Below are 19203 nucleotides of genomic sequence, written 5' to 3' on the forward strand. Positions count from 1 at the left end.
AGCCACCGCCGTAGCCACATTCAAAAACTTCGAGTTTGCGCAGCTCATGTTACCAATAGACAACACCGAGCAATTCAATATGTACCGCGCCCACTGTGTCTAAAATGATCGAAAAAGCGGCATCCTGGCCTGGCGGTGCGAACGCCACCACCGGTGTGTCCCAGAAATCTGTCCCACCACGGCTCTACCGTGGACAGGGTTAAAGACACACCCGGAAAGGCGCACCGATGGCATTGCTGGGATACGCCCGAGTCTCCACCTTGCACTAGTCACCTGAGCTGCAACTTGCGGCACTTAGAGATGCTGGCGCAGAACGGATTTGGACGGATCAGATGTCGGGAATGCGAGACGATCGCCCCGAGCTAGCCAGCCTCCTGAACTACGCCCGCCGCGGTGATGTCCTCATGGTGTGGCGACTTGACCGCCTCGGCCGCTCCCTGGCCCACCTGCTCGCCATCGCCGAGGACCTGCAAGACCGCGGTGTCGAGCTGCGCTCGCTCACCGAATCAGTAGACACCACCGCCCCAGGCGGGCGGCTGATCTTCCACGTCTTCGGAGCCGTCGCCGAGTTTGAACGTGCCATCGCCGCCGAGCGCACCGCGGCGGGGGTGGCCACTGCCCGGGCCGCCGGCCGCCATCCCGGCCGCCCTGGTCTGAGCGGGGACACCATCGCTGCGGCCCGGGCACTCGACGAAGTAGGTACGCCCCGCGCCCAGATCGCCCGCACGCTGGGCATCTCCCGATCCAGCGTCTACCGATGCCTGGGACCAGCGCAATGACCACACCGCGGCCGTTGTCGACGGCCATCCGAAACGAGGTGCTCGCGGCGTGCCGAACGGCCTTCTACTACCGCGGAGATCTGAAGTCCCTCATGCTCGACGCCGGGGTTTCACCGGCGATCTACAACCGGTATGACCACCCGGAGAACTCAAAGGTCAAGATTGCCCGCAGCATTCTTGACGAGCTGCGTGAATTAGGACCCAACGGTTGGGCGGTGCAGCGACAGATCGTCGTCGAACTGTGCGGTATGCAAAGACCAGCCAACGGCGTCGAAGACGTCGCCTCCGGCCGCAAGGCCCTCGACGCGCTACGTCGAACCGCCGCCCACGAAGGCGTCGTCATCGACACCGAACAGGCCGCCAGAAACGACCGGGCAACACGGGCCGCAAAGCGGCAGCAGCACATCACCGAGCAACAGCAGACCCTCAGTCGACTTCGCGCCGAGTTCTCGACACTGGCCAGCAGCAAGCCAAAGACGAACGGTGAACGCCAGGCCCGCGGTTACCAGCTCGAAAAGCTCCTCGCAGACCTCTTCCGGGCCAACGAGCTGGAGTACACCGGATCGACCCGGCAGCCCCATGAGCAGGTCGACGGCTCGTTCCACTTCCGCGGCTTCACCTATCTCGTCGAAGCACGCTGGCGCAACCAGCCGCCTGAAAGAGAAGACCTCGCCGGATTCAAAATGAAGATCGACGGCAAGCTTGAAAGCACCCGCGGGCTGTTCATCTCCATGGCCGGCTTTGACGAAGAAGTGCTGCAGTACTTCGCCAACGTCAGCGGAAAACGCAACGTCATCTACATGACCGGCCAGGACCTCGCGATCATTTTCGAAGGAACCATCGCCCTTGAAGACGCCCTCCTGCGAAAGATCGACGCCGCAGAAAAGCACGGCCGCTACCTGATCAACCTGCTGGAGTGACCGCCGCTGTACCCCACTCCGCTCATGGGCCCGAATCACGGCTGGAGGCGCTCGCGTGCCAGATCGATCACCTGCTTAGACCACGGCATCCAGCCCGGCACATGGGGTCCGGGTCCATCATCAGGTGAGTTGGCGATCGCACGCAGGCCAGACCTACCTCCGAACAGGTCGTCGAACTCAACTACTGCCTGATACGCCGACGACATGCTCTCGAACAGCAGCGCCTCAATGCTTGTGTTCACCGTCGCTAACGGTTCAGTGATCTCGTCGGCCAAGTCGAGCAGATCCGGATTCCTCCTGAGCCCCACAATCTCGGCTTTTACCGCGTTCTTCATCTCAGATTGAGCAATGAAGGACCGGTCAATCGTCACGTGAAACCTGGACTGTATCCGGCCGCCAACCAGGATCTGCTTGACCGCCACCGTGACCGCCTCTATCGATTCGTGCACCATCACGTTGCGCAGTCGACACAGGAAGCGATAGCCGGCATATCCGTCATAAAGGCCGTGAAAATCGGCCTCTACCTGGCTATGTGTGGCGCTGCCTAACCCGTAGGCCTTCTCGATTCGCCGCAGCATTTGATCCTGGTGATAGACCACCGACGAACACAGCGACAGCGCAGCGGCCCGCAAGCTGGTAAGCCACGTGGTGAACGTGTCAGGCGCCGAATTGGGCTGAATCAGGCCAGCGTCTGCGGCCTGGTTGGCAGCCATCACGGCTGAGCGCAGCAAGCTCTTTGACGAGGCGAAATAGGTATAGACAGAGCCAAACAGCAGCCCAGATATTTGCTTATAGGCCTGCCTATATCGCGTGTAGTCCTCAACCGACAGAATGCATACCCGCTCAAAATCCGCCACTTGCCCCGCTGCGTCGGTCGTGATCAACAGGGCGCCGCGGGCTTCTATCGGCAGTTCGCCAGGGATCGTCATGCTCTCGATCGTGCCGTTGTTTCCCGTCAGGACCGAGCGGTTATAGCTTCGGCCCATCCGAGATTGGGCATGAAAAAGCCTCGCGCGTCGAATCGAGGTTCGACGACTGCGAGGCGAAAGCCAGCGTGGGGGCTACGCGTCGAGGAGGCCGCTGACGGGCCGTCAGGTGCGCGCAGGCAGTGCGGTTATGGCGGCATCGGCAGGTTTCTCCCGGCGGGAAGGGCGCTCATTCGAGGAGGGCTAACGCCGCCACTCGCGAAGCGCGGCCGCTGCCGCGCCGACGATCCCGGCCAGCCCGTCCAAGATGGCGATGATGCGTTCCGACGGCTCATCGCGCCGACAGAACACCGCCCGGTTGACCATTACCAGTACAAGCAGTATCCAGACCAGATTCCACGCGTCCGAGATGACCACATTGACCTCCTTGCGAGGTGTACCAACAGAAAGTGCCCGACCGGTGGCCGGGCACAAAAAAGCCGGGAAGACCCGGCTTCGACGCGCAAACAAGCGCGCCCCTTCATGGTCGAAGCCATGAAAGGCTCAGTCCAGCAACGGATTAGGGGCTGGACAACCTACGGAATTGGCCTTGTGCACCTGTTGATGGGTGAACCCACCAACAGGGTGCGGGGAAGAAGGATGAGCGGGTAGCAGGACTGGATGTGGGCACAGTCGTGCTACTGGCATTTGTGCGGCAATTTTACCCTGCGTTGAGGTATGCAGGGCGGAGAAGTTTGGCGGTGATGTGCTGGTGCTAACCGGATTTTGGGCGCACTAACGGCACCTCATTCACTGTACAAGCAGGTAGTTGCGCCAGAATGGAAGCAAGCCCTGGGCGTGTCGCACCTCTGCCTGAGCGAGCCAGTTCCCGCGCCGGATGTCCTGACTTCCCTATGCTGGAGGCGTGACGAGCGAGGGCGGTGACACCGGGTCGAAGCTGCCTCTGCCCCCCACTCCCCCGCGCCGTTTCGGTCAACGGCCCGACCTTGTTGTCCCGGATGACTTCGATGACCCGCTACCCCCGACCGAAGCTGCGGTGTGGGAAGCGCACGAGCCGGCCGCCCAGGACGCCAGCGCTGCACTCGACGACGATGACTGGCCCATCGATGTGGAAGACCTTCGCGAGGCGCTGCTGGAGTCGGAAGCCGACCTCGCAGCTGGCCGCACTTTCGGTGAGGACGAGATCCGCGCTCGCTTCGGCATTCTGCGGTCAGACGAGGGCTGATTCCCTTCGCTCATCCGGAGTTAACGAGCTTCTGCACTCGTTCGTCGACCGGACGGCCGGTCTTCTTGCTGGCCGCGAAGGGCCGCAACGCGGTCGAGCCTTGACAGCCACCACCCACCGCGCAAAAAGCGCTGAAAAAGCTAATCGCTTGCAGCGCTTATAGCTCCCTATTCGGACGGCGGCACTCCGGCGCGGTCCAAGAACTCGTTGAGCGCCGCATCGACAATGTCAGTAACCGCATACCCTCGGCCCTTCAACACCTCAATTCGCTGCTGGGTGCCCGGACGCACGTAGGTGTTCAACGGCACCTTCTGCTCCCGCTTACGCAAGGGCAGCGCACTGCTGAATTCGGCCGCGCCACCCTTAGTGACCTCCCCGGCCGAATCAGGCATGCACGCAATTCTACATGCACCAAGCTACTACTCGCATGTTGCTTGCATGCATGCACGCACGCTCTTATAGTGGTTGTATGAAAACATTGGGAACGGTCCAAGATGACGTGAGTGCGGTGCGCGACTTCGTATCTCAGATCCGCGCACTCTGCGCGCAGTTGATAGCCAATCCGTTCAACACCCCCGCCGCGGAGCAGCTGCTTGATCTGCTCCTGGAGGATGCGCCGACGACCGAGCATGCTCTTGAAAGACTTCTGCAGTCGCTGATCAACGGGCGTGCGTCGAACGGCACCCAGCTCTTCGACGTGCTTGGCGGACGGCGCTATCCCGCTCCGAATGCCGCGTTCGGCGTCGGTACCGCGGCCTAAAGTGACCCCAGTGAGTACGGCTGTGCAGCCACCGAAGCCCGGCTCCGCCGAGCACTGACAAGCATGGCTCGAACGATACGGCGATGAGTACGCCACGGACGACGAGCGCCGTGCTGCCTACCAGGATTTCCGGACGATTCTGGCCACCTGCAGCGCGTCTTTCGCAAGCCGATGACATACACGTGGCCGGCTACCTCGACGCCAAGAAGCGGGTGACGAGCGACGAGGCAGACGCTCCCGACGACGCCGAGGTCTGGGTTCCGACTGATCTCAACACCTATGCGCGCGCGGACTGGCTCGAAGGTTTCCGCTTCCACTTCGAGCCCTAAGCCCTCCCGAGCTGAATCGGCCGGAACCGTGTAGAGACAAACCTCTGTTCACGCAGGCAGCGTCGAATGAGACACCCATCGCGTTCGGCGTGGAGGCGCTCGTCTGGGCGACGGGTTGCTGTTCGTTCACGCGGTCTCGTATGCCCTCTTGTGTTGACCGCAATGCGCCAACAGACAACGCCCCGCGACGACCTGACCACCGTCTCGTGTTGTCATAACGTACGTCGACAACTCACTCGAAACGATCTTCGTGCACACTCTCTGTCGTCTGCCGGATCTTCGACGTGAAACTGCTGCTGTCGGACGACGGAAGCCGAACTGCGCTACCCGATTTCGCTCTCCGCTGCGGACAGCTGGAGACAAGCGACGAAATCCAGCTCAATGTCGCTCAGCTGGTGGACTGGGTCCCATTTCTCGCCATACGTTCAGCTCCATGCGAGATCACTTACAAACGGCAGTGATTCGTCGCCATTGTCCGACATTGGCCAGGGCGGCGTGTTTCGTCGCTGCAGCTTGGAGCTGGCAGCAACGCACCGCCAACGACTCGATCGTGAAAGCTTCCTAGCCGATGAGTTGGAAAGCACTTGACTGGGCGACTGATATCGGCGTCGGCTCGCCGACAATGAGGCTTGTACTCATTCTGCTCGCAAACAAGGCGGACGAGAACTTCTCTTGCTACCCATCAGTCCGGACGCTGATGGCTGAGGCCTCTGCCGGCCGAAGCACAGTCCTTAGAGCCTTGAAAGCGCTTGAGGCCGAAGGACTAATCACGAGAGTCGCTCAATACCACGAATCGGGAGCCCAACGATCCAGTCGATACTTCCTGAATCATCCCGACGCGCCACACCTCGAACCCGGTCCAGAGTCGGGACCCCTCGATCCACAGGCGGGACGGAGGGGGTCTCATCCCGGGACCCCGACCGTCCAACACCGAGACCCCCCGGGGGTCCAGGACCGAGACCCCTTGAACCCACCACATGAACCACCATCCGAACCGTCGCCCACAGGCCTGTTGGAATCCATGCCCGAACCTTGGCGACTCAGCCGAGGCGAGGCTGCAAGGATCTCACCAGCGATCAGCCGCGCCCTGGCTTCAGGATGGACCACGCACAGTCTCACGACCCACCTGTCACAAAGACCAGACGGTGTCCGAAACCCCGCCGCAGTCCTTGCACGGCGCCTTGCTGACCTCCCCGCACCACCGAGGACCGCAGCCCGACGTGGCACGCCCTGGTGCGGCGAATGCGAAGACGAGCAATCACGGACCATCACCGTCACACTTCCTGACGGGACGGAAGCGGCGGCATTCTGTCCCCGCTGCAGCCCTCAAAAACGGTCGCCCCCGGCTTCTCTGGATATCAACGAACTCAATTGAAGAGGAGGTGAAACAATTGGAGCACAATGCTTTTGACCAGCTACCACTCCTGCTTGCGGTCCCCCGCGCTGCAGCGATCCTCGGCATCAGCCGCGCAGCAGCGTATCGACTGGCAGCCTCCGGCGAGTTGCCAGTGCGCAGGCTCGGTGGACGTGTCTACGTCGTCACTGCCGAGCTACGAGATCTGGTCGCATCATGAAAGGATCCGTCTACCAACGAGGTAAGACGTGGACATATCGATTCCGGGGTCCAGAAAGAGACCCTGCAACGGGCGAATATCCAACGATCTCAAGGGGCGGATTCACAACCGAAAAGGAGGCCTGGAAGGCTTGCCGAGATGCGATGCGCGAAGCAGACCAAGGCCGCGTGCTGCGGCGATCGACACGGACTGTGTCGCAGTTCTTCGTCGAATGGTTTGCAGCAGTTGAGGCGTCGATGGATGCCACCACTTGGCAGAACTGGAAGGACTACGCAAACGCATACGTCGTACCGCGGATCGGAGCGACAAAGCTTCAACGTCTCGATGAGCCTCAACTGCTGAAGCTGTATTCGGCCCTACTCGCCGAAGGGCGCGTCAAGCAAGACCGCAATACCGAGATGTTCAGGTACTGGAAAGCTCGTACCGCGGACGGCGACAACCCGCGTCCTCACGAGGTGGCAGAAGCATGCGGCACAACGATCCACGCCGCTCGTGCCGCCGTTCGCCGGTACAGAGCGGGCATCGCTCCCAAAAAGCAACCTCCCGGCCTGGCACCCAAGACAGTGCGAAACATCCACGCGATGATCCATCGTGCACTAGCTGATGCCGTCGCCTGGAAGTACATGGCTTACAACCCTGCCAGCAATATCAGGCCGCCCAAGCGTTCACGCACGCGCCGTACGGTGTGGAATCCAGAAAGCATCCAGTTATTCCTACGGACGGTGCAGCAAGATCGATTTGCGGCGCTCTTCCTGCTGGAGCTAACAACTGGCATCCGGCGAGGCCAGATTTGCGGTCTCAAATGGTCAGACGTCAATCTCCAAGTCGGTGAAATCACGGTTCACGACAACAGAGTCGTCGTGGCCGGCCACGCAAGGGACAAATCCGGCGGTAAGACACGGAACGCCGATCAGACCATAGCTATCGATCGCGCGACCACCGCGGCGCTACGCAGCTGGCGGGAGCATCAAGACAAGGAGCGAGCGTTCTTTGGTCCCGACTATCACCCCGGCAACTACGTGTTCACATTCGAGGATGGGCGGCCGCCGCATCCGGACACAATCCGACAGCGCTTCGACCGTCTCGCGGCAGCGGCGGGACTCCCCCGGATCACGTTTCACGACCTACGCCACTCATATGCAACGGCAGCCCTGAAGGCCGGCGTGAGCCCGAAGATCGTCAGCGAGCGAATTGGCCACGCGGATGTCGGCTTCTTTCTGCAGACCTACGCACACGTCCTCAAAAACGACGACCGGGAGGCAGCCGAACTGGCGGCAGCCTTCCTGATACAGGAAGGGTCGGAGGCCACGTCGGAAGGTGAGCCAAGCTAACGTTCACAAACCCGTTCATAAGCCCTATGAAAACGGCCCCCGGAGTTTCCTCCGGGGGCCGTTTTGCCTGGTAGCGGGGACAGGATTCGAACCTGCGACCTCTGGGTTATGAGCCCAGCGAGCTACCGAGCTGCTCCACCCCGCGTCGGGTGAACGCAACGTTACCGAAGGCGCTCGCGCAGTTCCAAATCGCGCGGTCACCGATGGCGGTGAATCGCGTCACGCCTGCGATTGCATGGGCCGTTGGCGTCCCGCGAGCGACCGCAAATGTACGCACTATGTCGGCGTGTCGCGGTGCAAACACGGCCGTCCCCAGCTTCGCGTGGGCCCACGCGGCTTGGCAAGTGGGTCAGTTCGCGGACTGGTATTTCTCCATCGCATCGTCGAGGCGTTGCAGCGCCTCGCCGAACTCGGCGAAGTTACCGCCCTGCTGCGCCTGCCGCAGCCCATCGAGCGCCGTGTTGACCTCTTGCAGCGCAGCGGCTTTCGCACCCGACAGCTCGACCGGTCCGCCCGGGGGCACCGCTGCCGCCGGCGGTTGCGGCGTCCGGCCCTGCTGGTTGGCCGGCGGGCGAGCCGTCGGAACCTCACCGTCGGCCGGTGGCTGCATCGCGGGCTGCTCTCCGCCGGTGCCCGCGATCGGCGCGGGGCCGGTGGCCGTGGCGTCCGCGCCGGGCCCGAACAACTCGATGAGCGCGTCGCGGACCGTCGGGCCGTAGCCGACCTTGTCGTTGTACATCATCGCCACACGGATCAGGCGTGGGTACGACGACGCCGCGTCGCTGGCCCCGGGTGAGGCGTATACCGGTGCGACATACAACAATCCACCCTCGGCCACCGGCAGCGTCAGCAGGTTGCCCCACCGGATGCGGTTCTGGTTGTCGCGGCCGATGACACCGAGGTCCTGGGACACCGCGGTATCGGTGCTGATCGCGTTGAAAGCCAGCTTGGGACCATTGACCTGTCCCGGGATCGTCAACACGGTGATCTTGCCGTATGTGTCCGGGTCGGAACTGGCACTCATGAACGCGGCCAGGAAGTCGCGGCGGAACCGGTTCATCGCACTGGTCAGCTGGAACGATGCCGCACGGTCGTTGGCCGCAAGGTCTTTGGCCACGATGTAGTACGGCGGCTGATAGCTGCTCGCGGTCGGGTTGGGGTCCAGCGGAACGTCCCAGAAGTCCGACGTCGAGAAGAACGTGATCGGGTCGTCGACGTGGTACTTCGCCAGCAGTGCGCGCTGCACCTTGAACAGGTCTTCCGGATAGCGCAGATGCTCCTGCAGTTCATCGGAGATCTCGCTCTTGGGCTTGACCGTGCCCGGGAACACCTTCATCCACGCCTGCAGCACCGGATCGTCCTCGTCCTGCGCGTACAGCGACACCGTGCCGTCGTAGGCGTCGACGGTGGCCTTGACCGAGTTGCGGATGTAGGACACCTGCTTGTCGGGCTGCAACCGGTTCAGCGCCACCTCGTTGGAGTCCACGGTGGCCGAAGACAAGGTCGTCAACTCCGAGTACGGGTAGTTGTCCAGCGTGGTGTAGCCGTCGACGATCCAGACGATGCGCTCGTTGACGATGGCCGGGTAGACGGCGGTGTCGGTGGTCAACCACGGCGCCACCGCCTCGACCCGCTTGGCCGGGTCCCGGTTGAACAGCAGCTTGCTGTTCTCGCCGATCACGTTGGAGAACAGGAAGTTTCGCTCGGCGAACTTCGCGGCGAACACGCTGCGCGTCAGCCAGTTTCCGATCGGAACGCCGCCCTCACCGGTGTACGTGTAGTTGCGGGTCTCGACGTTGTTCTCGTAGTCGTACTCCCGCGGCGCACCGTTCTCCCCGACGATGGCGTAGTCGGCCGGGGTGTTGGCGATGACGGGGCCGTAGTAGATGCGGGGCTGGGCCAGCGGGGCGGGTCCGGGTGAGATCACCTCACCGTTCGCGCCGACCACACTGGCCAGGAACTCCGGGTAGCCGCCGTTCTGGTTGGGGTCGTTGGCCACGCCGCGCACGGTGTTGGCCGGCGAGGCGATGAAACCGTTGCCGTGGGTGTAGACCGAGTGGCGGTTGATCCAGTCGCGCTGGTTGTCGATCAACCGGTCGGGGTTGAGTTCGCGCGCGGCGACCACATAGTCGCGCAGGTTGCCGTCCTCGTCCCGGTACCGATCCATGTTCAGCTGGTCGGGGAAGTAGTAGAAGTTCTTGCCCTGCTGGAACTGGGTGAACGCCGGGCTGACGATGTTGGGGTCGAGCACGCGGATGTTCGACGTCGTGGCGCGGTCGGCGGCCACCTGGGCTGCGGTCGCGGGGGCGTTACCCGGATAGTCGCGATAGCTCACCACGTCGTCGGTGAGCCCGTAGGCCTGTCTGGTCGCCGAGATGCTCCGGCCGATGTATTCGCTTTCCTTCTGCGCCGCATTCGGTTTGACGCTGAACTGCTCGACGACCAGCGGCCAGCCCGCGCCGACCACCAGCGACGAGAGCAGCAACAGCACCACGCCGATCGCCGGGATCCGAAGGTCGCGCAGCACGATCGCCGAGAACACAGCGGCCGCGCAGATCACGGCGATCGCCATCAGGATCAGCTTGGCGGGCAGCACCGCATTGATGTCGGTATAGCCCGCACCGGTGAACGGCTTGCCGCCGCGGGTGTGGCTCAGCAGTTCGTAGCGGTCCAACCAGTACGCGATCGCCTTGAGCAGCATCAGGATGCCGACCAGGGTGATCAACTGGATGCGCGCGGCACGGCTCAACGCACCGGCGCGGCCCGAGAGCCTGATACCGCCGAACAGGTAGTGGCCCAACAGGTTTCCGATGAACGCCAGGAAGGTCGCGACGAACAGGTAGTTCAGGACCATCCGGTAGAACGGCAGGTCGAAAGCGTAGAAGCCCAGATCCTTGCCGAACTGCGGGTCGGTGATCCCGAAGTTGTTTCCGTGCAGGAACAACTGGACGGTCTCCCACTGGCCCAGTGCGAACAGCCCGACGAACAAGCCGATGAGCGCGGGGACCCCGAAGCCGACGAGGCGTAGCCGCGCCATCACCGCGGTGCGGTAGGCCGCGACCGGGTCGTTGGGGCCGTTGGTCGGAACGAACACCGGCCGGGTCCGGTAGGCCAGCGCCAACCCCGCGAACAGGATCGAACCGATCAATAGCGACACGACCAGGAACAGCAGGATCTGGGTGAACAGCACCGTGGTGAAGACCGAGCGGTAGCCGAGTTCGCCGAACCACAGCCAGTCGACGTACGTGTCGATCAGCCGCGGGCCGATCAACAACAGGAGCACGATCACGGCTCCCAGCGCGATGAGAATTCGGCTACGTCGTGTCAGCTTCGGCATTCGTGCCGCGGGCCGCATACCCACTCGTTGACTCCAGTCCCGTTCCTGTACGTCGTGCTCGACGTGGCCCCAACTCTACGCAACGGCGTTTCGCCGGTGACCTAACAATGGGGGCGTTCGCCACCGGCGGACAAGGTCTTCAACGCGTCGACGGCTTGCGACAGGGTGTCGACCTTGACCAGTTCCATACTGTCCTGCGGCGCCGTCTTGGCTTCTTCGCAGTTGTCGGCGGGCACCAGGAAGATGGTGGCGCCCTCCTCGTGCGCGCTCAGCATCTTGTGGGTGATGCCGCCGATCGAGCCGACCTCGCCGTCTCCGCTGATGGTGCCGCTACCCGCGACGAACTTCCCGCCGTTGAGGTCCCCGGTGGTCAGCTTGTCGACCACCGCCAGCGAGAACATCAAGCCCGCCGACGGGCCGCCGATCTTTTCCAGGTTGAAGTCGATCGAGAACGGAGCCCACGGCGCGTCGAGCACGCCGATGCCGAGGAGACCCTGGTCGCGATCGGGGTGCTTGCCCAGCGTGATGGTGGCGACGCCGGATGGCGCGTCCTTGCGGCGGTAGTCCAGTTTCACGGTGTCGCCGGGCTTGGTGTCCTTCAAGAGGGCCTGGAACTCCTCGAGTGTGGTCACCGGCGTGCCGTTGACGGCGTCGATCGCGTCACCGTCGCGCAGCTTTCCCGCCGACGGGCCCGGATCGTTGACGTTTTCCACCGTCACCGCCATCGGGAACTCCAGAAAATGCAGTGCGGCGTACTCGGCGCTGCGTTCGGAGTTGCGGAAATCGGTGGTGTTGGCCTCGTCGACCTCTTCGCGGGTCTTGTCCGGCGGGTAGACCAGGTCACGCGGGACCAGTTGTTCGCGGCCCGACAGCCACAGCGCCATCGCCTCGCCCAGCCTGAGCTGATCGCGCTGCGACACCGTCGTCATGTTCAGGTGCCCCGAGGTCGGATAGACATCGGCGCCCTCGATCTCGACGACCGGCTTACCGTCGAACTCGCCGAGCGTGTTGAACGTCGGCCCCGGCCCCAGGGAGACGAAGGGCACCGTCACCGCCGACACCAGCACGCCGAACACCAGGATCGGCACGAGCGCGACGATCAACGTCAAAGTCCGCCTGTTCACGCCGCCCAATCTAAAGGTTGCGGTGCACGCAACCGTGCCCGCGACGTCCGTCGCCGGCCCGGCAGCCCGCTGCAACGCGGAAACAGGCGGTCCAGGGCGGGTTCGCTGTCAGCGTGAGGCGCCCACCCACGAGGCCCCGCCCTGGTGAGTACCGTTGGGGGCATGGCTGACGTGCCTTTCGGCTTCTCCGCCGGCGACGACGACCCCGAGCGCGACAAGCGCAAGAAAGATCCCGACTCCGGATCTGAGGGGCCCGGCGACCCGTTCGGCATGGGCTTTTCAGGCGGATCCGAGTTCGACATGTCCCAGCTGGGGCAGATCTTCAGCAAGCTCGGCGAGATGTTCAGCGGCGCCGGCGGCGCGATGGCCGGGGGCAAACAATCCGGACCCGTGAACTACGACCTGGCCCGCCAGTTGGCGTCGAGCCAGATCGGTTTCGTCGCTCCAATTCCGGAGAAGACGTCCGCGGCGATCGTCGACGCCGTGCACCTGGCCGAGACCTGGCTCGACGGGGTGACAGCGCTTCCCGCGGGGACCAGCAAATCGGTCGCCTGGACCCCGACGGAATGGATCGACAACACCCTCGAGACGTGGAAGCGGCTGTGCGACCCGGTCGCCGAACAGATCTCCACGGTGTGGGTGTCGGCGCTTCCTGAGGAGGCGCGGACCATGGCCGGTCCGCTGCTGTCGATGATGACGCAGATGGGCGGCATGGCGTTCGGCTCACAACTCGGACAGGCGCTGGGCAAGCTGTCGCGAGAAGTGTTGACCTCCACCGACATCGGGCTGCCCTTGGGGCCCAAGGGCGTGGCCGCGCTGATGCCCGAGGCAGTCGAGTCGCTGTCGGAGGGCCTCGAGCAACCGCGTAGCGAGATCCTGACGTTTCTGGCCGCCCGCGAGGCCGCCCACCACCGCCTGTTCAGCCACGTGCCGTGGCTGGCCAGCCAGCTGCTCAACGCGGTCGAGGCGTTCGCCCGCGGGATGAAGATCGACATGAGCGGCATCGAGGAACTGGCGTCCGGCCTGAACCCTGCCGCGCTGACCGACCCGGCCCAGATGGAACAGCTGCTCAACCAGGGCATCTTCGAGCCGAAGGCGACGCCGGAGCAGACCGCGGCGCTCGAACGGCTGGAAACGCTGCTCGCGCTGATCGAGGGTTGGGTGCAGACCGTCGTCTCCGACGCGCTCGGCGACCGCATCCCTGGCACCTCAGCGCTGGCGGAGATGCTGCGCAGGCGCCGCGCCACCGGCGGGCCCGCCGAGCAGACATTCGCGACCCTGGTCGGCCTGGAGTTGCGTCCGCGCAAGATGCGCGAGGCCGCCGCGTTGTGGGAGCGGTTGACCGAGGCCGTCGGCTCCGACCGCCGCGACGCAGTGTGGCAACACCCCGACCTGCTGCCCAGCGCAAAGGATCTCGACGAACCGGCCGGGTTCATCGACCGGATGATCGGCGGCGACACCAGCGGGATGGACAGCGCCATCGAGGAGGCGATCGCCGATCTCGAGAAGGACATCCAGAAACCGGACGACGACGACCGGTAGCCGGTCGGTAACGGGTAGCCCCTGTGGATAACTGCGGGTGACCCGCCGCCGACGTGGCACGCTCGATCGATGACGCGCTATGCATTGAGCGCCGCGACGCCGGTGCTGATGCGGCCCGACGGTGCCGTGCAGGTGGGCTGGGATCCGCGGCGCGCCGTCGTGATCCGTCCGCCGGCCGGACTGCCCACAGCGACGCTGGCCGACATGCTGCGTCGCCTGCAGTCCGGTGCACGAGTGGCCGACCTTGCGGCGCTCGCCCCCGACGGCACGGTCGTCGAGAACCTGCTGACGTCGTTGATCGACGCCGGTATCGTCACCGCCGCCGACCGCCGGCCCGGCCGTTCGGCCGCGGTCCGCATCCACGGGCGCGGGCCGTTGTCGGATCTGCTCGCCGCGGCTCTGCGCTGTTCGGGTGCGCGCCTGAGCCTCAGCACCCGTACCGACACCGGTGCGCCGTCGGAGCCGACCGATCTCGTGGTTCTCACCGACTACCTGGTGGCCGATCCGCGTATGGTGCGCGAACTGCATGCGGTCGGGGTCGCCCACCTGCCGGTGCGTGTGCGCGACGGTGTCGGCCTCGTCGGGCCGCTGGTCCTTCCCGGTGTGACGAGCTGTTTGGCCTGCGCGGACCTGCATCGCAGCGACCGGGACGCGGCGTGGCCCGCCGTCGCGGCGCAACTGCGCCACACCGTCGGCAGCGCCGACCGGGCGACGGTGCTGGCCACCGCGGCGCTGGCGCTCAACCAGGTCGACCGGGTCCTTGCCGCGGTGCGTGGCGGCGTCGACGTCGAGGGCTCCCCGGAACCGCCGCCGACGCTGGACACCACGCTGGAGTTCGACGTCAATGTGGGTTCGGTGGTGGCGCGGCGGTGGTCGCGGCATCCGCGCTGCGCATGTTGACATCGGCCGTTCGCAAGTCGTTGCGCTGCGGGCAACCGCGTCATGGATGATGGTCTGGTGAGTGAGATCAAGCGGGGCCGGGCCGCGCGCAACGCCAAGCTGGCGAGCTTGCCCGTCGGGATGGCCGGCCGGGCCGCCTTGGGCTTCGGCAAACGATTGACCGGACGGTCGAAAGACGAGGTCAACGCCGAGCTGATGGACAAGGCCGCTCAGCAGCTATTCACCGTGCTCGGTGAGCTCAAGGGCGGCGCGATGAAGGTGGGTCAGGCGCTGTCGGTGATGGAGGCCGCGATCCCCGAGCAGTACGGCAAGCCGTACCGCGAGGCGCTGACCAAGCTGCAGCGGGAAGCCCCGCCGCTGCCCGCCGCCAAGGTGCACCGGGTGCTCAACGCGCAACTGGGCACCAAGTGGCGGGAGCGGTTTGCGTCGTTCGACGACAAGCCCGTGGCCTCGGCCAGCATCGGCCAGGTGCACAAGGCAGTGTGGTCGGACGGCCGCGACGTCGCGGTCAAGATCCAGTACCCCGGCGCCGACGAGGCGCTGCGTGCCGACCTGAAGACGATGCAGCGCATGGTGGGGGTGCTCAAGCAATTGGCCCCCGGCGCCGACGTCGACGGTGTGGTCAAAGAACTCATCGAGCGCACCGAGATGGAGCTCGACTATCGGCTGGAGGCCGACAATCAGCGCGCGTTCGCCAAGGCCTACGAGGGCCACCCGCGCTTCGTGGTCCCCCGCATCGTGGCCAGCGCGCCCAAGGTCGTGATCCAGGAGTGGATCGAGGGCGTGCCGATGTCGGTGATCATCCGAGAGGGCACGCAGGAACAACGAGACCTGATGGGCACCAGGCTTTTCGAGCTGACCTACGACGCACCTCGCCGGCTCGAGATGATGCACGGGGACACTCATCCCGGCAACTTCATGCTGTTGCCCGACGAGAAGATGGGTGTCATCGACTTCGGCGCTGTGGCCCCGATGCCCGGCGGTATTCCGATCGAGATCGGTTTGGCGACGCGCTATGCGCTCAACGACGACTACGACAACCTGCTCACCACGATGCAGAACATCGGCTTCATCCAGAAGGGCGAGCAGGTGTCCAAGCGCGAGATGGACGACATGATGCGCCAGTACGTCGAACCGCTCGAGGTGGAGGTCTTCCACTACAACCGCAAGTGGCTGCAGCGGATCACGACCGCCAACATGCGCCCCGAGCGCGCCGCAGGCCAGATCAAGGCCGCCCGGCAGATGGACATCCCGGCCAAGCTCGCGATTCCGATGCGGGTGATAGCGTCCAACGTCGCGATCGCCTGCCAGCTCGATGCGCATGTTCCGGCGAGAAGGCTTGCCACCGAACTGATTCCGGGCTTCGCCGACGAAGCGGCCTGACGCCCCGCCTCCCCCGTGCGCGTAGGATGCGCCCGCCCCTCGGTGCGGATCGTGAATCTGACGACGCATTTCGTGGGTTGAGCGTCGCCAGATTCACAATCGAGCGCGCGCAGGTCGCCCCCCGTACGGTTACGCGGCTGCCGGGTTCCCGACGGTGTTCTTGCGGGGCCGGCCACGCGGGCGCTTGCGCGCGATGACGGTGCCCCGTTCGAGGATCTCGCCGCCCCAAACACCCCACGGCTCTTGCCGTTCCAGCGCTGCGGCCAGGCACTCACGCCTGATCGGGCACTCTGCGCACAGCGCCTTGGCGCGTTCGAGTTCGACGGGATTCTCGGCGAACCACATATCGGGATCGCCCCTGTGACACGGCACCGCCAGCTTCGTCTTCTCTCGGCATGTCCCGAGTGACATGTCCAGTCCTTCCCTGGTCGTGGGTTTCGATCATTTCCTCGCCGGATCCGGGACCAGGGCTTTGGCGTGGTGTCCAAAAGACCAAGGCCACGGATCCGACTGCGGGTCCGTGGCCTTTTGGGCGAAATCGTGGGCTTACCTAGGTGGTGCCCCGATCGACGGACGACACAGTCGCGGCGGCGGCGCGGCGCTTGCGCTGCGGGGTGATGGCAGCGGTGGCACCGGCGGCGTGCGCGGCGGCGGCGGCGTGCGCGGGATGCGCCGCGGCGGCGGCGACATGGAGGGTCCGCGTCATGCCAGCAACGGCTACGCCGGTGAACGCGTAGTTGCTACCCATGATGTCGGTCCCTCCTTTCGCACAAAAAGACACCCAAGCGGTGTGATGTTGAGGCTAAGCGTAACAGCGGCGGCTGACAATTGATTTTTTGACCAGCGGGTTTGGCGCGATCTTTACGACGTTTGGCCGTGTGTGTCGCCGGCCTGTCCTCGCCCGCCTACCGGGTCCGGCTCTTGACGAGGGCGAGCACATCGGCGCCGTACTGCTCGAGCTTGCGTGCCCCGATGCCCGGGATCGCGACCAGTGCGGCGTCGTCGGTGGGCAGCGTCTCGGCGATCGCGATCAGCGTGTTGTCGGTGAACACCACATACGCCGGCACGCTCATCTCCTTGGAGGTGCGCAATCGCCAGTCTTTGAGGTCGCTGAGCAGCTGCTCGTCGATGTCGGACGGGCACGTTTCGCAGCGGCGCAACATGATCGCGGCCGGTGCGGTCAACACGCTGTTGCACACCCGACAGCGAGGGGTGGCGCCGCGCGCACGTCGGGGCTTGGTCGGCGTATCGCTGGTGTTCGACGACTGCGGCGCGATGCCGTTGAGGAACCGCGACGGTTTGCGGCTCTGTCGCCCGCCGGGAGCCCGGGCGAGCGCCCAACTGAGCGCCAAATGCACACGGGCCCTGGTGATTCCGACGTAGAGCAGCCGGCGTTCCTCTTCGACCGCCTCGCTGTCGGGACCGTGTGCGAGGGCGTGGGAGATGGGCAGCGTGCCGTCGGCGAGGCCGACCAGGAACACCGCGTCCCACTCCAGCCCCTTCGCCGCGTGCAGTGAGGCCAGCGTGACGCCCTGCACGACCGGAGGGTGGCGCGCGTCGGCGCGCTGGCGCAGTTCGACGAGCAGTGCGCGGAGGTCGAGGGTGGGACGTAGCGCGACTTCCTCGTCGACGAGTTCGGCCAGCGATGTCAGCGCTTCCCACCGTTCCCTCGCCTTGGTGCCCGTCGGCGGCTCGGCGGTGAGCCCGAGCGGTTCGAGCACCCCGCGCACCACCTCGGGTAGGGGTCCGTCGAGGTCGCGTTCGGCCGCGCGCTGCAACGCCACCAGCGACTGGCGGATCTCCTGGCGGCTGAAGAAGCCTTCGCCGCCGCGCACCTGGAACGGGACGCCGGCTTCGGTGAGCGCCTCCTCGTAGACCTCCGACTGGGCGTTGATGCGGTAGAGCACCGCGATCTCGGCCGGCTCGGTGCCGGATTCGAGGAGCCGTTTGATGTTCTTGGCGACCGCCTTGGCCTCGGCGACCTCGTCGGGATATTCGGCGAACCTGGGCGCGGGGCCGGGATCGCGCTGCCCGACCAGGTGCAGCTTGCTGCCCGCCATCCGGCCGCGCGCACCGGCGATGACCCGGTTGGCCAGCGACACCACCTGCGGGGTCGAGCGGTAGTCGCGTTCCAGGCGGACCACCGCCGCGTCGGGGAAGCGCCGCGAGAAGTCGAGGAGGTAGCGGGGGGTGGCGCCGGTGAAGGAGTAGATGGTCTGGTTGGCGTCACCGACGACAGTGAGGTCGTCGCGTTCGCCGAGCCAGGCGTCGAGGACCCGCTGCTGCAGGGGCGTCACGTCCTGATACTCGTCGACGACGAAGCAGCGGTAGCGGTCGCGGAACTCCTGGCCGACCGCGGCGTCGTTCTCGATTGCGGCAGCGGTGTGCAGCAGCAGGTCGTCGAAGTCGAGCAGCGTGGTCCCGTCGCTGCGGGCCTTGAGCGCCTCGTAGCCGGTGTAGACGGCGGCCACCTTCGCCGCGTCGAACGGGATGTCGCGGCCGACCTGGGCGACCGCGTCCGGATAGTCCTCGGGACTGATCAGTGACGCCTTGGCCCACTCGATCTCACCGGCGAGGTCGCGCACGTCGTCGGTGCTGGTCGACAGCCGGGCCCGGTTGGCGGCTTGGGCCACCACCGCGAATTTGGTGTCGAGAAGCTCCCACGTGGTGTTGCCGACGACGCGGGGCCAGAAGTACGACAGCTGGCGGCGCGCGGCGGCGTGGAACGTCATCGCCTGCACCGAACCGGTGCCGACACCGCCGAACGCCGCGTCGAGCGCACGCAGCCGGGCCCGCATCTCACCGGCCGCGCGCTGGGTGAAGGTGACCGCGAGAACCTGTCCGGGAGCGACGTGGCCCGCCGCGACCAGGTGGGCGATGCGCCGGGTGATCGTGCGGGTCTTACCGGTGCCTGCGCCGGCGAGCACGCACACCGGACCGCGCGGGGCGAGCACCGCCTCGCGCTGCTCGTCGTCGAGGTCGTCGACGGTGTCCGGACGGCTACCCACCGAAGCGACCTCTACCGACATGCGGTCCATCTTGGCAGGGGCCGGTGACAAATGACCGGTACGGC

19 protein-coding genes and 1 tRNA gene are annotated in these 19203 nt (G+C 65.1%); 11 read left to right on the forward strand and 9 right to left on the reverse strand.

The window, feature by feature from the left end; translation table 11 throughout:
• The first annotated feature begins 278 nt into the window (after window positions 1-278).
• Together AAHH99_RS09750 and AAHH99_RS09755 are read left to right on the forward strand one after the other, a co-directional pair.
• On the forward strand, window positions 279-779 hold the full coding sequence (locus AAHH99_RS09750; protein WP_418769578.1) for a recombinase family protein: 501 nt from the start codon (window positions 279-281) through the stop codon (window positions 777-779).
• 92 nt (window positions 780-871) lie between these two features.
• Window positions 872-1699: a restriction endonuclease gene (locus AAHH99_RS09755; protein ID WP_418768464.1), complete on the forward strand. Its 828-nt coding sequence runs from the start codon at window positions 872-874 to the stop codon at window positions 1697-1699.
• Window positions 1700-1734: 35 nt separating this feature from the next.
• Here AAHH99_RS09755 and AAHH99_RS09760 read toward each other — a convergent pair whose 3' ends face one another.
• Window positions 1735-2628 carry a hypothetical protein gene (locus tag AAHH99_RS09760; protein ID WP_418768465.1) on the reverse strand — a complete coding sequence of 298 codons (894 nt, stop codon included), beginning with the start codon at window positions 2626-2628 and terminating at the stop codon, window positions 1735-1737.
• 240 nt (window positions 2629-2868) lie between these two features.
• Entirely contained in the window at window positions 2869-3042 is a 174-nt protein-coding gene (locus AAHH99_RS09765) for a hypothetical protein (RefSeq protein ID WP_418768466.1), read from the reverse strand.
• 487 nt (window positions 3043-3529) lie between these two features.
• On the opposite strand from AAHH99_RS09765, the gene AAHH99_RS09770 reads away from it, so the two are divergent.
• A complete protein-coding gene (locus tag AAHH99_RS09770) occupies window positions 3530-3850 on the forward strand; it encodes a hypothetical protein (protein WP_418768467.1) in 321 nt (106 codons plus the stop codon).
• Between the two features lie 167 nt (window positions 3851-4017).
• Here the strand turns inward: AAHH99_RS09770 and AAHH99_RS09775 are convergent, their stop codons facing one another.
• A complete protein-coding gene (locus AAHH99_RS09775; RefSeq protein ID WP_418768468.1) occupies window positions 4018-4242 on the reverse strand; it encodes a hypothetical protein in 225 nt (74 codons plus the stop codon).
• A gap of 77 nt (window positions 4243-4319) precedes the next feature.
• On the opposite strand from AAHH99_RS09775, the gene AAHH99_RS09780 reads away from it, so the two are divergent.
• The 5 genes from AAHH99_RS09780 (at window position 4320) to AAHH99_RS09800 (ending at window position 7844) form a co-directional block, all read left to right on the forward strand.
• Window positions 4320-4610 (forward strand): hypothetical protein, encoded by a 291-nt coding sequence (locus AAHH99_RS09780; RefSeq protein ID WP_418768469.1) that lies wholly within the window; start codon window positions 4320-4322, stop codon window positions 4608-4610.
• Between the two features lie 83 nt (window positions 4611-4693).
• Entirely contained in the window at window positions 4694-4939 is a 246-nt protein-coding gene (locus AAHH99_RS09785; RefSeq protein ID WP_418768470.1) for a hypothetical protein, read from the forward strand.
• A 622-nt stretch (window positions 4940-5561) separates the two neighbouring features.
• Window positions 5562-6314, forward strand: a complete 753-nt coding sequence (locus tag AAHH99_RS09790; protein ID WP_418769579.1) for a helix-turn-helix domain-containing protein — start codon at window positions 5562-5564, stop codon at window positions 6312-6314.
• Between the two features lie 7 nt (window positions 6315-6321).
• On the forward strand, window positions 6322-6513 hold the full coding sequence (locus AAHH99_RS09795; RefSeq protein ID WP_418768471.1) for a helix-turn-helix domain-containing protein: 192 nt from the start codon (window positions 6322-6324) through the stop codon (window positions 6511-6513).
• Window positions 6510-7844: a tyrosine-type recombinase/integrase gene (locus AAHH99_RS09800; protein ID WP_418768472.1), complete on the forward strand. Its 1335-nt coding sequence runs from the start codon at window positions 6510-6512 to the stop codon at window positions 7842-7844. Before AAHH99_RS09795 ends, AAHH99_RS09800 begins: the two co-directional genes overlap by 4 nt.
• 68 nt (window positions 7845-7912) lie before the next feature.
• Here the strand turns inward: AAHH99_RS09800 and AAHH99_RS09805 are convergent.
• The 3 genes from AAHH99_RS09805 to AAHH99_RS09815 form a co-directional block, all read right to left on the reverse strand.
• Window positions 7913-7989, reverse strand: a tRNA-Met gene (locus tag AAHH99_RS09805).
• A 204-nt stretch (window positions 7990-8193) separates the two neighbouring features.
• Window positions 8194-11205 carry a UPF0182 family protein gene (locus AAHH99_RS09810; protein WP_418768473.1) on the reverse strand — a complete coding sequence of 1004 codons (3012 nt, stop codon included), beginning with the start codon at window positions 11203-11205 and terminating at the stop codon, window positions 8194-8196.
• Window positions 11206-11282: 77 nt separating this feature from the next.
• On the reverse strand, window positions 11283-12305 hold the full coding sequence (locus AAHH99_RS09815; protein ID WP_418768474.1) for a PDZ domain-containing protein: 1023 nt from the start codon (window positions 12303-12305) through the stop codon (window positions 11283-11285).
• Window positions 12306-12467: 162 nt separating this feature from the next.
• Between AAHH99_RS09815 and AAHH99_RS09820 the strand changes: the two genes are divergently transcribed.
• The 3 genes from AAHH99_RS09820 to AAHH99_RS09830 all read left to right on the forward strand — a co-directional run bounded on the left by AAHH99_RS09820 (window position 12468) and on the right by AAHH99_RS09830 (window position 16130).
• The gene (locus tag AAHH99_RS09820) at window positions 12468-13847 is read left to right on the forward strand and encodes a zinc-dependent metalloprotease (RefSeq protein ID WP_418768475.1); all 1380 of its coding nucleotides are present in this window, start codon (window positions 12468-12470) and stop codon (window positions 13845-13847) included.
• A gap of 69 nt (window positions 13848-13916) precedes the next feature.
• Complete coding sequence (locus AAHH99_RS09825; RefSeq protein ID WP_418768476.1) at window positions 13917-14747, forward strand: cyclodehydratase; 831 nt, start codon at window positions 13917-13919, stop codon at window positions 14745-14747.
• Between the two features lie 42 nt (window positions 14748-14789).
• Window positions 14790-16130, forward strand: coding sequence for an ABC1 kinase family protein (locus tag AAHH99_RS09830; RefSeq protein ID WP_418768477.1), 1341 nt, complete (start codon window positions 14790-14792; stop codon window positions 16128-16130).
• 129 nt (window positions 16131-16259) lie between these two features.
• On the opposite strand, the gene AAHH99_RS09835 is transcribed toward AAHH99_RS09830, so the two are convergent.
• From AAHH99_RS09835 to AAHH99_RS09845, 3 genes are all read right to left on the reverse strand, one after another.
• On the reverse strand, window positions 16260-16541 hold the full coding sequence (locus tag AAHH99_RS09835) for a WhiB family transcriptional regulator (RefSeq protein WP_064417251.1): 282 nt from the start codon (window positions 16539-16541) through the stop codon (window positions 16260-16262).
• Window positions 16542-16680: 139 nt separating this feature from the next.
• Window positions 16681-16878 (reverse strand): hypothetical protein, encoded by a 198-nt coding sequence (locus AAHH99_RS09840; protein ID WP_418768478.1) that lies wholly within the window; start codon window positions 16876-16878, stop codon window positions 16681-16683.
• A gap of 157 nt (window positions 16879-17035) precedes the next feature.
• Complete coding sequence (locus AAHH99_RS09845) at window positions 17036-19159, reverse strand: ATP-dependent DNA helicase UvrD2 (RefSeq protein ID WP_418768479.1); 2124 nt, start codon at window positions 19157-19159, stop codon at window positions 17036-17038.
• Between the last annotated feature and the right edge of the window lie 44 nt (window positions 19160-19203).

Source organism: Mycobacterium neumannii (assembly GCF_048452905.1).
In the GTDB taxonomy this organism is placed as follows: domain Bacteria; phylum Actinomycetota; class Actinomycetes; order Mycobacteriales; family Mycobacteriaceae; genus Mycobacterium; species Mycobacterium neumannii_B.